14 protein-coding genes and 1 CRISPR repeat array are annotated in these 14,283 nt (G+C 48.3%); of the genes, 11 read left to right on the forward strand and 3 right to left on the reverse strand.

Annotated features, from left to right (window positions below; translation table 11 throughout):
- The first annotated feature begins 49 nt into the window (after positions 1-49).
- The 7 genes from METBU_RS0103170 (at position 50) to cas2 (METBU_RS0103200) (ending at position 9,467) form a co-directional block, all read left to right on the forward strand.
- On the forward strand, positions 50-2,161 hold the full coding sequence (locus METBU_RS0103170) for a CRISPR-associated ring nuclease (protein ID WP_017839242.1): 2,112 nt from the start codon (positions 50-52) through the stop codon (positions 2,159-2,161).
- 418 nt (positions 2,162-2,579) lie between these two features.
- Complete coding sequence (locus METBU_RS0103175) at positions 2,580-3,710, forward strand: Card1-like endonuclease domain-containing protein (protein WP_017839243.1); 1,131 nt, start codon at positions 2,580-2,582, stop codon at positions 3,708-3,710.
- An 83-nt stretch (positions 3,711-3,793) separates the two neighbouring features.
- Positions 3,794-5,150: direct repeats of the CRISPR family, unit length 37 nt; unit sequence ATTTGAATACCAGACCTTATTAAGAAGGGATTAAGAC.
- A 691-nt stretch (positions 5,151-5,841) separates the two neighbouring features.
- Positions 5,842-6,231 (forward strand): hypothetical protein, encoded by a 390-nt coding sequence (locus METBU_RS0103180; protein WP_235726372.1) that lies wholly within the window; start codon positions 5,842-5,844, stop codon positions 6,229-6,231.
- A 937-nt stretch (positions 6,232-7,168) separates the two neighbouring features.
- Complete coding sequence (gene cas2, locus METBU_RS0103185) at positions 7,169-7,453, forward strand: CRISPR-associated endonuclease Cas2 (protein WP_017839245.1); 285 nt, start codon at positions 7,169-7,171, stop codon at positions 7,451-7,453.
- Between the two features lie 3 nt (positions 7,454-7,456).
- Positions 7,457-8,410: a CRISPR-associated endonuclease Cas1 gene (gene cas1, locus METBU_RS0103190; protein WP_017839246.1), complete on the forward strand. Its 954-nt coding sequence runs from the start codon at positions 7,457-7,459 to the stop codon at positions 8,408-8,410.
- Between the two features lie 2 nt (positions 8,411-8,412).
- A complete protein-coding gene (locus METBU_RS0103195) occupies positions 8,413-9,159 on the forward strand; it encodes a CRISPR-associated endonuclease Cas1 (RefSeq protein WP_017839247.1) in 747 nt (248 codons plus the stop codon).
- A complete protein-coding gene (cas2, locus tag METBU_RS0103200) occupies positions 9,159-9,467 on the forward strand; it encodes a CRISPR-associated endonuclease Cas2 (RefSeq protein ID WP_017839248.1) in 309 nt (102 codons plus the stop codon). The genes METBU_RS0103195 and cas2 (METBU_RS0103200) overlap by 1 nt, the downstream gene beginning before the upstream one ends.
- Before the next feature lie 84 nt (positions 9,468-9,551).
- On the opposite strand, the gene METBU_RS28910 is transcribed toward cas2 (METBU_RS0103200), so the two are convergent.
- A complete protein-coding gene (locus METBU_RS28910) occupies positions 9,552-9,674 on the reverse strand; it encodes a hypothetical protein (RefSeq protein ID WP_268869765.1) in 123 nt (40 codons plus the stop codon).
- Between the two features lie 79 nt (positions 9,675-9,753).
- On the reverse strand, positions 9,754-10,074 hold the full coding sequence (locus METBU_RS27045; protein ID WP_017839250.1) for a hypothetical protein: 321 nt from the start codon (positions 10,072-10,074) through the stop codon (positions 9,754-9,756).
- 1 nt (position 10,075) lies between these two features.
- Between METBU_RS27045 and METBU_RS0103215 the strand changes: the two genes are divergently transcribed.
- The 4 genes from METBU_RS0103215 (at position 10,076) to METBU_RS0103230 (ending at position 12,818) form a co-directional block, all read left to right on the forward strand.
- Positions 10,076-10,411 carry an ASCH domain-containing protein gene (locus METBU_RS0103215; RefSeq protein ID WP_017839251.1) on the forward strand — a complete coding sequence of 112 codons (336 nt, stop codon included), beginning with the start codon at positions 10,076-10,078 and terminating at the stop codon, positions 10,409-10,411.
- 6 nt (positions 10,412-10,417) lie between these two features.
- A complete protein-coding gene (locus METBU_RS0103220; RefSeq protein WP_026130003.1) occupies positions 10,418-10,684 on the forward strand; it encodes a GIY-YIG nuclease family protein in 267 nt (88 codons plus the stop codon).
- An 80-nt stretch (positions 10,685-10,764) separates the two neighbouring features.
- Positions 10,765-11,976: an argininosuccinate synthase gene (locus tag METBU_RS0103225; RefSeq protein WP_017839253.1), complete on the forward strand. Its 1,212-nt coding sequence runs from the start codon at positions 10,765-10,767 to the stop codon at positions 11,974-11,976.
- A 236-nt stretch (positions 11,977-12,212) separates the two neighbouring features.
- Positions 12,213-12,818: a hypothetical protein gene (locus METBU_RS0103230; protein ID WP_017839254.1), complete on the forward strand. Its 606-nt coding sequence runs from the start codon at positions 12,213-12,215 to the stop codon at positions 12,816-12,818.
- A 458-nt stretch (positions 12,819-13,276) separates the two neighbouring features.
- Here METBU_RS0103230 and METBU_RS0103235 read toward each other — a convergent pair whose 3' ends face one another.
- On the reverse strand, positions 13,277-13,612 hold the full coding sequence (locus METBU_RS0103235) for a c-type cytochrome (RefSeq protein WP_017839255.1): 336 nt from the start codon (positions 13,610-13,612) through the stop codon (positions 13,277-13,279).
- Between the last annotated feature and the right edge of the window lie 671 nt (positions 13,613-14,283).

Raw genomic sequence — 14,283 nt, forward strand, 5'->3', positions numbered from 1 at the left:
AGCGACACCCGCACCTTTCACAATAGCGCCTCTCCCAAATGATCAATCAATGAAAAACATCGTACTCATGACCCTTGGCGCCAGTTGGGCCGTGGTTCCCGAAGTTTACGGCTTTTTGGCGCCGGACCGCTTGCCGCTGTATGCCGAACATCCCGACAACGAATCTTTCGAACGACTCCGAAACGAATACGGCTTACAAGTCCCGGACGAAATCTGGCTGTGCACCACGCAAGGCGAAGTCACCCAAAAAAGCCTAAGTTCATTGACCCTATGGAGCCGGCTACTGACAAAACCCATGACATTGCGTATCTGGCAAGCAGCCGATACCGACGAACTGGCCACTCAAGCGGAATGCGAACGGATGCGTGAATTGATCGCTCGCGCCTGTTTGAAAGCACACGCCGAAGCCCGGGGCGGACAAGTCGTCCTATCGCTGGCCGGCGGACGCAAAACGATGAGTGCCGATTTGCAATGGGCGGCGGGTTTATTCGGTTGTCAAGCATTGCTGCATGTGGTCGGCAAAGATTTCAAAGCCATGCCCAAAGCATTACAAGACGCGGCGCCGGAATTGTTTACTCGGCCCTTCGATACGGACTGCTGTCATGCCGTTACACCGCTCATTACCGGCAAAACCCAGCGCAGCGATTTGCTGGATTTGCGCATGGACCGGACTGAAGCCATCGCCACCGAAGCCTTTTCATTGCCGCTACCGCAGTCGGGTTTGTCGGAAGTTTGGGCGGTCGATACGCTATCGTTGGTGCAAGAACTGAAAAAACGCGAACAACACGGCAGCCGCTTGCTAGGCAATTATCTATCCGAACTCGGCCGAAGCGAACATCACGAAAACTGGCGCAGTCTTTACCGGTTGCCGCCGAGAACGATAGAACAGCTTAGAACCGTGCCGCTCGATGCACGACATCTCGATTGGCTGGATATGCTGCCGAAAGCCGACTTGCATCGGCATATCGGCGGCTGTTTGAATCTAAAAGCCCAGCGCCGGGTTGCCGATGCAGTCTGGCAAAACATGACGCAACAGGAACAACAACGAGCGAGAGGCCATTGTCGGCCCTTGCTGCAAAGCATTGAATGGCCTTGGGAATGGCCGGAATCTTTGAAAAACCAAGGCGTTCGCAGTCATAACAGCGCCGCGTTGCTAAGGTATGCCGACGACGAACAACTGCAAAACAACCTCTGGCGTTGTACCGAACCGCGCATCGCATTAACGAGCCGGCATCCGCAAAAATTTGCAGCCTACGAACGGCCCGGCGAACTCACCGGTTCCGCGATATTAAGTCATCCTGCGGCGATCGAACCGTACGCTCAAGCCATCGTCGAACAAGCCGTGCAAGAAGGTCTTGCCTATATCGAATTGCGTGGAAGTCCCCAGAAATATGGCGATGGTCTGGTGTTTCTGGAGTGTTTTTATAGCGCCCTGAAAAAAGCACTGACAAGCTTGCCGGACGGTAAGAAACCGCAATTTCGCTTTATCGTGATCGCAGACCGGCGCGATATTGAAGGAGACCGAACGGCAAGACTGCAAAAAACCATTGAATTGGCAATCACGGCGCAACATCAATGGCCTGATTTTGTGGTCGGACTGGACATGGCCGGCGACGAACAGCAAACTCGGCCCTCGGAAATCGCCGGATTGTTTACGCCGGCATTCGAACAATGCCTACCGATTACTATCCATGCCGGAGAAGGCCAACCTGCCGAATCGATCTGGCAAGCCGCCTATCATTTGCATGCGGATCGGATAGGTCATGGTCTGACATTAAATGACAATCCGCCGCTGGCGCAACGGTTTCGTAATCGTGATATTTGTTTGGAATTGTGCCCGACCTCCAACCGCGAAGTAGTCGGCTTTCAAGACCCGCAATGGCCGGAAAGCGAAGGCTGCAAGCCTTATCCATTAATGGCATTGTGGCGGGAAGGCTTGCCGTTGACGTTATGCACCGACAATCCAGGTATAAGTCTTACTACGCTGAGCCGCGAATATTTAACGGCGGCCAGGATGAGCGAGGGTAAATTAACGCAATGGGACGCTCTTGCGATGATCAAGCAAAGCTTCATTCATGCTTTTTTACCGGGCAAGCAGAAAGAAGCACTGTTAAAGCAATGCGATAGCGAAATATATGAAACACTCAGCCGGCAAGGCTAAGCTGTTGTGGGAGCGATCCCCAGATCGCTCCTCACCTAACGCTAGGTGAGGGGAAGCCCAAAGTCTAAGTTTGTATAAAAACACCGGCTATCAAAACAAACCGGAGTTCGGCAACCCCTTTTGAAAAAGCAAAAAATAAATAAAATTATCGTTCCCACGCTCTGCGTGGGAATGCTTGAGTACCGCTCCAGCGGTACGAGACGCTAGAGCGTCTCAGTCTTCGTTCCCACGCTGGAGCGTGGGAACGATAGTGGGATGTGAATAATTACACAAATTCCAAAATTTTTTGAGTTTAAAAAGCGGGAACACGGCACTTTGCTAAAAGCGGCTTTTTTCGACAACCTAGCTCAAAACCCTATCGGCCCACGGCGGTTGGCCCTAAGCCCAACTGAACAAGAATATCAACCCCAAAAACACCATGAACATCGATACCCATCTCATCCTAATCTCAGCCCAAGCCGTGCCCAACATCACGCCGATACTCGATGAGCAATACCGGCCCCGGAAAGTCATTATGCTGGTCAGCGCCGATATGCGGCAACGCGCCGATTGGTTGGAATCGGTGATCCGAAGCAGGGTAGGCAATATAACTCGTTGGCCGGTCGAAAACGCCTGGGATATCGAACACATTCGCGATCAAGTTGTCGATTTGCTCGCCGTGCATCATGAAAACATCGCGCTCAACGCCACCGGCGGCACCAAACCGATGAGTATTGCAGCCTATGAAGTCTTTCGTGAATTCGATAAGCCGATTTTTTATGTACACCCGGAGTACGACCGAATAATCTGGATGCATCCGGCGGATCAACCTGGCGGGAACCTGGCCGATCGCCTAAAACTGCCGGAGTTTCTAAAAGCCTTCGGTGCCGAAGTGACCGCCCAAGGCGATAAATACGGCGTGCCGCGACGCTTCCGGGAATTGACAAAAACTCTGATCCTAAACGCGGAAACCTACACCGAACCGTTGCGTGTGCTCAATGCTTACGCGGCAAAAGCAAAACCCGCGCTGACAGTTGCACTGGACCCGAAGCATCAAAATTACCGCCAGCTCGAAAATTTGATCGGATTATTCCAAGACCATCGCTTACTCGAATTAAAAAGCGGCCAACTAATCTTTCCCAGCGAGGAAACACGCTTTTACATCAACGGCGGTTGGTTGGAACAACATGTATGGGGCATCTGCCTAAACCTGAAAAAAACTCTAGTATTGCAAGACGTGGGCCGAGGCATCGAGGTCGAACGCAACCACAGGAAGCCGCCTATCAGGAATGAAATGGATATCGCGCTGCTCAAGGACAACCGGCTATACATCATAGAATGCAAAACCCATCACGACAAAAATCCGGTCAACAACAAAAATACCCAGGCATTGTACAAACTCGATAGCCTCAAGGATCTATTGGGAGGGTTACAAGCCCGCGCAATGCTGGTAAGCTACAACCCGCCGAATAAATACGATCTGCAGCGAGCGCACGATCTCGGCATCGCCATTTGCGCGCATCGAAGTTTGGCGCATTTATCGCAAAAATTGACGGAATGGATCAGATGAAAGCAATTAACTTTTCAAAAGCCGAAAATCCCGCCAACCCCCTTTGCAACCCATTGATAACAAAAGGAGAACAGAGGCGAGCTATTTGAATACCAGACCTTATTAAGAAGGGATTAAGACCTATTATTTGTGTGAATAGTTCATTATTAGATATTTGAATACCAGACCTTATTAAGAAGGGATTAAGACAAATCCGGGAAAGATTCGCGCAACAAGTAGATTTGAATACCAGACCTTATTAAGAAGGGATTAAGACATATATATATATATAAAGTTTAGGTTATACATTTGAATACCAGACCTTATTAAGAAGGGATTAAGACATAGCTTGAGCATTGACACCTTTAACAATAATTTGAATACCAGACCTTATTAAGAAGGGATTAAGACCTAAAACAAGCAACAATTTTTCTAGCCCGTCAAATTTGAATACCAGACCTTATTAAGAAGGGATTAAGACTGGTGGTTTCGTTGAAGCTTTTCATGATGTTCAATTTGAATACCAGACCTTATTAAGAAGGGATTAAGACACACGTTGCCGCGCCATGCGTCGAACGGCACAATTTGAATACCAGACCTTATTAAGAAGGGATTAAGACATGATTTCGAGTAACGATGGTTGTCCCACTCATTTGAATACCAGACCTTATTAAGAAGGGATTAAGACGCAATTTCGATTTCAATATCATTGGATGTCATTATTTGAATACCAGACCTTATTAAGAAGGGATTAAGACGTGAGCGATTACACGCCCATTTTTTATTATATCGATTTGAATACCAGACCTTATTAAGAAGGGATTAAGACGAACTGCAAACAGGTGGCAAATCCATTTATTTGAATACCAGACCTTATTAAGAAGGGATTAAGACAATCCGTCCGCCGTAAAGTGGGAAATTACTTTACCATTTGAATACCAGACCTTATTAAGAAGGGATTAAGACGTATTAGATTAAACCTTTACCGTTTATTTTAATAATTTGAATACCAGACCTTATTAAGAAGGGATTAAGACCCTCTTTAATTAATGGTATTAGAAAGCCATCCGTATTTGAATACCAGACCTTATTAAGAAGGGATTAAGACGTCGGCAGGGCCGAGAGCCTGGATTGTTGGGCGATTTGAATACCAGACCTTATTAAGAAGGGATTAAGACGCCACATTAACTTAAGCTTAAGGCTGAAATGATTTGAATACCAGACCTTATTAAGAAGGGATTAAGACTTCTTCCGGGGCCTCGTTGAGGTGGGCGAATGTTATTTGAATACCAGACCTTATTAAGAAGGGATTAAGACTGTAGTCGGGTTTGCTGGACAGGCGGAGTTGATGGATTTGAATACCAGACCTTATTAAGAAGGGATTAAGACTAAGGTTTCTTGCCAGTCTGTCCAAATTTCTTCAAATTTGAATACCAGGCTTTATTAATAAGGGATTAAGACTGCGGTTTTTTTGATTATTTTTATCGTTCCCACGCTCTGCGTGGGAATGCCTGAGTACCGTTCCAGCGGTACGAGACGCTAGAGCGTCTCGGTCTTCATTCCCACGCCGGAGCGTGGGAACGATAAGGGCTGTAAATAATTACTATTAAGAAGGGATTAAGACTTGGATCTCTGTTGATGTTTAGCACGGTTTTGCCTGAGTACCGCTCCAGCGTCTCGGGCTGCATTCCCACGCTGGAGCGTGGGAACGATAGGGGGATGTGAATAATTACGGCTCTTCCGGATTTCCCGTGGTAATTTGAAAGATTAGTGACAAAGCTAATTCTTAATGAATAAATTACATTTAATACCATCTGCTTAAAGAAAATCTTCTTTTTTTATTCGGTGTCGATCCGCTATTACCACGGCAAGTTCGGAAGAGCCATAATTACGAGCAATCTACATAGCAGCAATTCCCCATTTGAGAGTAAAAAAGGGTACGGAGTGCACTTTCATCGTTCCCACGCTCTGCGTGGGAATGCATCCCGCAACGCTCCTGCGTTGCGAATCAGGTTTAACGGAATATAGTCAGGCATCATGGCGCTATGGGTATCTTGACCCTGTTGCTGTAAACAGCGTTGAATTTTCATTGGAACCTCAGCCGCAAGTCTTGAGTCTCAGATGTGCTCTTAACAAAATGAGGTTCACAACAATGAAAACAAAAACAGGAAGAACCCAAAACACTGTGTCGGTAGCATTGGCCGCAGCATTGATCGGCATGGCGCCATTAAGTGCGGAAGCGAGAATGAATGCCGAAACGGAACATCAACCCCAATTCATTTATCAATCCAAATCGATCAATCACAATATATATAGTTATTTAAGCAAACAAGCCGGCGTGGTATCTCTGAAACCGACTCTGATCTATGTCAATAGAGCATACGGGCAAGCCATTCACAGTTATGCGCATGCGGGTGAAGAAACCGAGATTCCGTTGACTATCGAATATGTGAATAAAGCTTATAATCCGGCTATTTACAGTTATGAGGCCGCCGAATTGAAGCAGGAAGTCAATGTACCGCCTACGGTGGTCGTAGATTGATTTTTTTCTGTTGCTTTTCCTTCCTTTAATCCCGCGCTCCGCATTGTTGATGAAACGGCGGAGCGTTTTATTTTTCGTCTGCGCTCTGTGCTATAAATGCTTTTAGGCGTGCCGGTCTAGCGGCGTTTCGCCTCTTTCCGTTAAATTGGATTCGCAACGCTGGAGCGTTGCGGGATGCATTCCAACGCAGAGCGTTGGAACGATAATCGCTTTAGTGGGAGCGATCCCCAGATCGCGATTGTCGAGGCCGGTAATGCCAAAAAACGAATAACGGAATCGAAGACGCAACGCCTAAGCACAGAAATCCAATGAGTTAAACGTTGTAGCCTTCGAAAACGACAACGGTTGTTTGGCGGCAGCGGCTTCGATATCGCGACGAAGGCGTCGCTCCCACAGAGGGTCTAGACTTTTCGATCATTGGTACATCCGTAATTAGGTGTTCCAGGCTAAAGCGTTTTAGTGCGGGAACTCGCGACGCGCCCACCGTTGCTGAATTTATTGCTGAGTATAAAAGCCACATGGTGGGAGCGATCCCCAGATCGCGATTGTCGAGGCCGATAATGCCAAAAATCGAATAACGGAATCGAAGTCGCAATGCCTAAGCACAGAAATCCAATGAGTTAAACGTTGTAGCCTTCGAAAACGACAACGGTTGTTTGGCGGCAGCGGCTTCGATATCGCGACGAAGGCGTCGCTCCCACAGAGGGTTTAGACTTTTCGAGCATTGGTACATCCGTAATTAGGTGTTCCAGGCTAAAGCGTTTTAGTGCGGGAACTCGCGACGCGCCTTGCAAATCCATTCACTATTCACTATTCACTATTCACTATTCACTATTCACTATTCACTATTCACTATTCACCGCTAACCACTCACCCCCAAACCCGGCAAGCTTGCCAAACCCCTTATATCCACAATTTGCCGTTATGCTGTCAAACCATGACAAAACGGCAACTTTATCTCGCGGCTTACGATATTTCCTGCAACAAGCGTTTGCGCAAGGCTTTGTATGTGCTTCGCGCTTATGCGTCCGGCGGGCAGAAGTCGGTGTTCGAATGTTTTTTGACGCCGGCGGAAAAACGTGCGCTGTTGGATGAAGTTGCCGGGGTTATCGATCCTGTGGAAGACCGCTTTATTTTGCTGAAGTTGGTCGGGCCGAAGTCGATTCGTACGCTCGGTAAGGCGGTGTTGCCTCAGGACGGTTCGTTTTTTTATGTGGGGTGAACGATGAGCAGTTTGTATTTGGATAGAAAGGAGTTGGCGGTCAAGCTCGACGGCCAGGCTTTGGCGCTTTATGAAGCAGGTCAAAAGAAAGGGACGGTTCCGTTGCATCTTTTGGATCGCGTAATAGTGAGAGGCAATATTCAATTGGAAAGCCGGGTGTTGGGGGCGTTGACCCAACGCAATATCGGTTTTTTGGTATTGTCGGGGCGGTCTACCGAAGCGACCGCGATGTTGGCGGCTAAGCCGCATGGCGATGCGGTTAGAAGGTTAGGGCAGTACCGGATGAGTTTGAGCGATGAAGCACGGCGTCCGCTGGCGAAGTGGTTGGTATTGGCCAAGTTGCGAGGGCAGCAGCGTTTGTTGCAGGATGCCTTGGCTGCGCGTCCCGATTTGAGAAAGCCTTTGACGGGCGCGCTGAATACCTTGCAAGGTATCGGCGGGACGTTACGCGGCGATGCGTTTGGCGTTTCATTGTCGGAATTGCGGGGTTATGAAGGTAGCGCAGCGGCGGCGTGTTTCGGCGCTTACCGGCATTTGTTCGCAGATTCGCTTAATTTTACCGGCCGTAAGAAGCGTCCGCCGCCGGACCCGGTCAACGCGTGTTTGTCTTTGGGTTATACGCTGCTGCATTACGATGCGGTCAGGGCTTGCCATTGGGTAGGTTTAGACCCGATGCTGGGTTTTTATCACGATGTTAGTTTCGGCCGGGATTCTTTGGCCTGCGATCTGATGGAGCCGTTGCGGCCGTTGATGGATCAATGGGTTTGGCATTTGTTTCGCGAGCGGCGTTTGCGGGCCGAGCATTTCAGCGACGATAAAGGCCGGTGTTTGCTTAATAAAGAAGGCCGACAGCGTTTTTACGGTTTTTACGAGAGCCAAGTCGGTAGCGCCCGGCGTTTGTTGCGCCGTTACGGTTATGCTTTGGCCGACAGGCTGCGGCCGGAAGCGGAGGGTTAAGAATGCGGCCCTTGTATATCGAAGGCAAACCCGGTTGCCGCGTGGTTTTGGACGAGCCGGCGCTCAGAATTTCGGTGCCGGATAAAGCCGACCGGTTGTTTCCGTTGGCGCGGATTTCGCGCGTGGTGTGTTCCGGTTCGGTCGAATGGACGATGGGCGCATTGCTGGCTTGCGCCGATGCCGGTATCGTCGTTTTGATCTTGTCGAAAACCGGCGAGGTCAGGGCGCGTTGGTTGGGCGTCAGCCGGGATAGGCAATTGTTTGCCCAGCGTTTGCTTGATTTATTGTCAATGCCGGACGGCATGCAACGTTATGAAACTTGGCGGGCGGCCATGCAAAAAATGGCGGCTCGCAGTTTTGCCCGGCGCGCGGGATTGCATGATTGGCGGGAAATACCGGTTGCGGATTTGCTTAGCGGTTTGCGCTTGAATTTAATGAACGATTGGCCGAATGTCGTCAATCGAATCGAGTCGTTATTGTATGGCGAAATGACGTTGTTGTTACTAGAGCAGGGATTGGATGTGCAGGATGAATCCGTTCAAGTTAACCGGTTGGATTTAGCCGCCGATTTCAGCCGCTTGTTGCTGTGGGATTTTTATTTGCCGCTGCTGGATATGAAGGGGCGTTCTTCGGCGCTTCCCGGCGAACGCGCCTTGGTCGAGTTGTATCAAGGCCGTTCCGATCGGGTCGGTATCTTGTTTCGGGGCACGGTCAATAAGTTGCACCGGTTTTTGATGGGGGCTTCGTAATGGCGGACAGTTCGGCGGGTTTGTATTTGATTTCTTACGATATTGCCGATCCTAAGCGTTTGTCGAAAACCCATCGGGTTTTGAAAAGGCAGGGTCTGCCGGTGCAGTATTCGGTTTTTATCGTTGTGATGAAGCGGCCTCGTTTGTTGCGCTTGTTACAGGCTCTTGGGCATTTGATCGATGAGCGGGAGGATGATATTCGTTGTTATCGTTTGCCGGAATGCGGCGAAATCAAAACCTTGGGCGTGCAGTTGTTTCCGGAAGATGTGTTGTTGTTTACCGGCGGCGTGAATAGGATTTTGAGTTGATCCGGTCAAAGTTTATCGAGCTTGTGCTGAAATTTGGCTAGCAAAAAATATGCTTGTTTTTTAGCGACTGTGGCCTCGATGTCTTTATTTATTACCCAACATTTGCGACTCCGAAATCGCGACGAAGGCGTCGCTCCCACAGTACTCACGCTCAATGGTATCCATTGTCCGGTTGCCGTTTTTATACGGCAGGTCGTCTATGCTCATAGGCGCCAACTTAAGAAAATAACGCGTCATTCCGCCAGGGGTTGGCGGAATCCAGTGCCACGGATGGCAATGCGTGCTTTCACATCCATGAAACCTGGAAATCGGCAATCCATGCCGAGATGACCAATAATGCCGCTAATGCACCATAGAAGTTGGCGCTTATGTCAGCAATTCCCAGTTTGAGCAGTTTCGCCGATTTTAGGGTGTGGGGTATGCCTGTCGAGGAACGCCGTAAACCCATCCATGGGAGCTTGGCGGCAGCTCCCTGCTGCCGACATCCTCGCCAAGCATACCCCACACCCTTTTTGATCTCCAAATTGGGAATTGCTGCGCTTATGTCGTCTGTGCTTGTGTATAACGACAGGTCCGCTATACTTTCGAGTTTTTGGAAATTAGTCATTATGTCCCAATACCCTGAGAAAACCTGTTCCATCGATCGTTTGATTCGTCATCCGAAGCTTATCGAGACCGCTAAGTCCGGTGTGAAAACTCAACAACGCCGGGACGGCGTTTATGCTTGGCCGGGAGAGGTTTTCGAGTTGGACGGAACGGCATTCGTCGTAACCGATTTGCAGCGCGAGCGTTTAGGCGATATGACCGATGAGCACGCCAAGGCGGAAGGTTATCCGAATTTGGAAAGCTATCGCGCGTTGATTCTATCGATGCATCCGGGTATGACCTGGGAGCCGGAGCACTTGGTTTGGGTGCATAGCTTCAAGATCAAACAGGACGACTAATTCGCGATGCAGTGGTTCGTGTATATGATTCTTTGTAGCGACGAATCGCTGTATACCGGCATTACTAATGATATCGACCGGCGTTTCCGGGAACATTCGGAAGGTAGACTGGGCGCCAAATATTTTCGAGGACGGCAAGCATCGCGTCTGGTTTATTTGGAAGGCGGGCACGACCGCAGTTCCGCAACGAAACGCGAGATTGCCATCAAGCGATTGAACCGCGCGCATAAACTGCTCTTATTGCGTTCGGATGTTAACCAATTAACCGGTTAACGCAGGATTCGATGCTATTGTTACGGCTTTTTTACGGTATAATTCACGGCATTTTTCAACTCAAGGTATTTTAAGGCGATATGTCCGATATTAATAAAGTGGTTTTGGCTTATTCCGGCGGTTTGGATACGTCGGTCATTTTGAAATGGTTGCAGGATGTATATTCTTGCGAAGTGGTCACATTTACCGCCGATATCGGTCAGGGCGAAGAAGTCGAACCGGCGCGCGCAAAAGCTCAGGCCATGGGCATCAAGGAAATTTATATCGACGATCTGCGCGAGGAATTCGCGCGCGATTTCGTGTTTCCGATGTTCCGCGCCAATACGATTTATGAAGGCGAATATTTGCTCGGTACGTCGATTGCCCGTCCGTTGATCGCGAAACGTTTGATCGAAATCGCCAACGAAACCGGCGCCGAGGCGATTTCTCACGGCGCGACCGGCAAAGGCAACGATCAGGTTCGTTTCGAATTGGGTGCTTATGCACTGCGTCCCGATATTCATATCATCGCGCCGTGGCGTGAGTGGGATTTGACCTCGCGCGAAAAACTGCTTAGCTATGCCGAGCAACACGGCATTCCGGTCGAAATGAAACGCGGTAAGGCATCGCCTTATTCGATGGATGCCAATTTACTGCATATTTCCTATGAGGGCGGTATTCTCGAAGATCCTTGGGCGGAGCCCGAAGAGTCGATGTGGCGTTGGTCGGTCTCGCCGGAAGCGGCGCCCGACGAGCCGACTTATATCGAATTGACTTATCAAGGCGGCGATATCGTCGCAATCGACGGCGTGCCTCATTCGCCCGCCGAAGTGTTGGAGAAATTGAATAAAGTCGCGGGCGCCAATGGCGTAGGTCGGCTCGATATCGTCGAGAATCGTTATGTCGGCATGAAGTCGCGAGGTTGTTATGAAACGCCGGGCGGTACGATCATGCTTAAAGCGCATCGGGCGATCGAATCTTTGACGCTCGATAGAGAAGTCGCGCATTTGAAGGATGAATTGATGCCGCGCTATGCCAGTTTGATTTATAACGGTTACTGGTGGAGTCCTGAACGGAAAATGTTGCAGGAAATGATCGATGCATCGCAGGCCAATGTCAATGGTACGGTTAGGATAAAACTGTATAAAGGCAATGTCATTGTGGCCGGTCGTGCTTCCGATACCGATAGCTTGTTCGACGAGTCGATCGCGACTTTCGAGGACGATGCCGGCGCCTATAATCAAAAGGATGCCGAAGGCTTTATTAAATTGAATGCATTGAGAATGCGTATTGCGGCAAAAAAAGGCCGTTGAGCCGATATGGGATCGTCTTGCTGCTTGGCTGCCTGACGATCCCGATAAAAAGCAGGACAATTCTATTTAAACTTGTATAATTGCCAGGTTAATTTTTTATCTCAAACCGCTTATTATTAGACATTACTGTGCGGTTCTCGGATGAAGGCGATTTATGCGGGTCAATTTTGTCAATAATAAAAAATTTCGGTGGGGAAGCTGTCAGCTAAGGAATTCCGTATCGAGAGGAAGAAATAATGAGCGAAAAGCTAAATTCGAACTCTGGTAATGGACGGGACAGTGGTTTGATCGTTGTGGAAAGAATTCCGTCGCATCAGAGTCTGGTAAAGGTAAACAGGGTTTTGATCTATGCGGTGTTTTTTTTAACAGCTATGGTCTTTCTGATGGGTTTTTTTCTTATGCCTACTCAGGACGCCATCAACCATTTAAAGGCCGTTCGAATAGAGCAGGCTTTTAATAAAACTAATAATCCTGCCATGTCCGCTGAAATCGATATTCTCAAGGCGCAGTTGATCGGTTTGATCAGCGGCTCGATAGAAAGCAAATTGACAACGCTCGAGCAAAGCGTGAAATTAGGTAGCGTCAATTATTCTTTGGGGACGATTGCGGATCTTAAAAACGATGTGAAGATGCTGCGCTCTTATTCCGATGCGGCTAAACCCAATCTTTCTGAAGCCAATAACGAACAGTTGCTGGCTGAAATGTCGCAATTAAAGAATCTGATTTATTTGACTTTAGGTTCCTGCGGCCTCATGCTCGCGGCAATTGCCGGCGTTTGGTTTAGAACGCGCAGAAGGCTAGTTCACCAAAATGCCCGTCGCGGTTTTTTAGGTAAGCATTAATTCTAATGCATCATCGTTCCTACGCTCTGCGTGGGAATGCATCCCTAGACGCTCTGCGTCACCAGTGGGCGATAAAACAAGCAAGAGTAACTCCTCCATTAGCGCCAACTTAGTGCTTATCACATAGTGCATTTGCCGCTTTATTTCGTTATATCGGCATGGATTTCCGATCTTCCGGTTACATAAGTGTGAAGCTAAGCATTGCCAACCGTGGTGCTGGATTCCGCCAATCCCTGGCGGAATGACCTGTTTTTCTGGTTCCCACGGTCCTCCCGTGGGAACCCATACCTTGGTAACCCCATGTAAGATTCGGTATGCATTCCCACGCTGGGGCGGTGGGAACGAGGAATGTGATGATACCAAAGTAACAAAAAAGCCGCTAACGGATAATCGTTAGCGGCTTTTTTGTTGGGCAAATCGGTCAAACGTTTAAGCTTGACCGACAACTCCAGTTACTTTTATTTGCTCAGGAATTCGTAAACAGCATCGATTGCTTGTTCTTCGCTTAAACCGGCTTTTTTGACCGGTCCCAAGCTCATGATCTGATCGGTAGCTTTAGGCATGCCGCCTTTACCCTCTTTCAATACGGTACCGAATTTTGCACGGTCTAAAGCGCCGCTTTTGATCAGTTCACGTAATTGCGGGTTTGATGAAATATCGTGGCAAGCACCGCAGCCGCGACCGAATGCGCGATCATAGATTTTTTTGCCGACCGCTGCGTCTCCGGCTGCGAATGCTTGGCTGCTTAAAGTCAGGGCTGCGAAACCTGCTGCTGCGATTAAGGATTTTTTCATTTTTGACCTCTCTTGGTGATTAAAAAAGAACCATAACCCGGTTACGGTTCGATTAAAAGTTAAAGCCGCAAAGAATAGGGGATTTAACGTAAAAATTCAAATACAATTTGTTTATTTTATTGGGATTATTTCCCGAATTGTTTCGCTAGGATTTTGAGATAAAGCGTGGTTGAGTTTCTGTAATCATTCGGTGTATTTGAAGGATTGTGTATAGGTTGTTGTTTTATAAGGAAGCGTGAGTGCGAATAGCTAAATTATGGCAGCAAGCCCGATTGCCTGTGGCTACGTGAGAATGCGGAAGTTTGCACATCATTAGGTTTAATCCTCATAAAAAAGTTAACTGAATAGCTATGAGTTTTTTAAACAAAACGCGTTACACAAAAAGTTCCGGTACTTCCATGTTCCGGTTAGCCATTGCCTTCGGCTGGAGGATAATAGTATGGGTATAGCGAAACAAAGATTGGCTTTCGTCCAATTAATGCTAAAAATTCAATGAAACTGTGCTGATTCTTTGGCATTTCAAAGTAAAAAAGCGCTTTGTTGAGGTGTATTATTGTTATGTCGGCTGAATATAAACTGAACCGAAATAATTATTTGAATGGCAAGCGGTTTGATGGGTAGATGATTTCGAGGTCTAATACTGAGGAAGCGACGCTTTCGCCGCGACAATC

Origin of the sequence: Methylotuvimicrobium buryatense 5G (assembly GCF_000341735.1) — a bacterium.
Classification (GTDB): Bacteria; Pseudomonadota; Gammaproteobacteria; order Methylococcales; family Methylomonadaceae; genus Methylotuvimicrobium; species Methylotuvimicrobium buryatense.

Excerpts from the sequence above, each read along its gene's own strand:
- METBU_RS0103170 (WP_017839242.1), top strand. The coding sequence starts at position 50 with ATGAAAAACATCGTACTCATGACCCTTGGCGCCAGTTGGGCCGTGGTT.
- METBU_RS0103175 (WP_017839243.1), top strand. The coding sequence starts at position 2,580 with ATGAACATCGATACCCATCTCATCCTAATCTCAGCCCAAGCCGTGCCC.
- METBU_RS0103180 (WP_235726372.1), top strand. The coding sequence starts at position 5,842 with ATGAAAACAAAAACAGGAAGAACCCAAAACACTGTGTCGGTAGCATTG.
- cas2 (WP_017839245.1), top strand. The coding sequence starts at position 7,169 with ATGACAAAACGGCAACTTTATCTCGCGGCTTACGATATTTCCTGCAAC.
- cas1 (WP_017839246.1), top strand. The coding sequence starts at position 7,457 with ATGAGCAGTTTGTATTTGGATAGAAAGGAGTTGGCGGTCAAGCTCGAC.
- METBU_RS0103195 (WP_017839247.1), top strand. The coding sequence starts at position 8,413 with ATGCGGCCCTTGTATATCGAAGGCAAACCCGGTTGCCGCGTGGTTTTG.
- cas2 (WP_017839248.1), top strand. The coding sequence starts at position 9,159 with ATGGCGGACAGTTCGGCGGGTTTGTATTTGATTTCTTACGATATTGCC.
- METBU_RS28910 (WP_268869765.1), bottom strand. The coding sequence starts at position 9,674 with ATGAGCATAGACGACCTGCCGTATAAAAACGGCAACCGGACAATGGAT.
- METBU_RS27045 (WP_017839250.1), bottom strand. The coding sequence starts at position 10,074 with ATGACTAATTTCCAAAAACTCGAAAGTATAGCGGACCTGTCGTTATAC.
- METBU_RS0103215 (WP_017839251.1), top strand. The coding sequence starts at position 10,076 with ATGTCCCAATACCCTGAGAAAACCTGTTCCATCGATCGTTTGATTCGT.
- METBU_RS0103220 (WP_026130003.1), top strand. The coding sequence starts at position 10,418 with ATGCAGTGGTTCGTGTATATGATTCTTTGTAGCGACGAATCGCTGTAT.
- METBU_RS0103225 (WP_017839253.1), top strand. The coding sequence starts at position 10,765 with ATGTCCGATATTAATAAAGTGGTTTTGGCTTATTCCGGCGGTTTGGAT.
- METBU_RS0103230 (WP_017839254.1), top strand. The coding sequence starts at position 12,213 with ATGAGCGAAAAGCTAAATTCGAACTCTGGTAATGGACGGGACAGTGGT.
- METBU_RS0103235 (WP_017839255.1), bottom strand. The coding sequence starts at position 13,612 with ATGAAAAAATCCTTAATCGCAGCAGCAGGTTTCGCAGCCCTGACTTTA.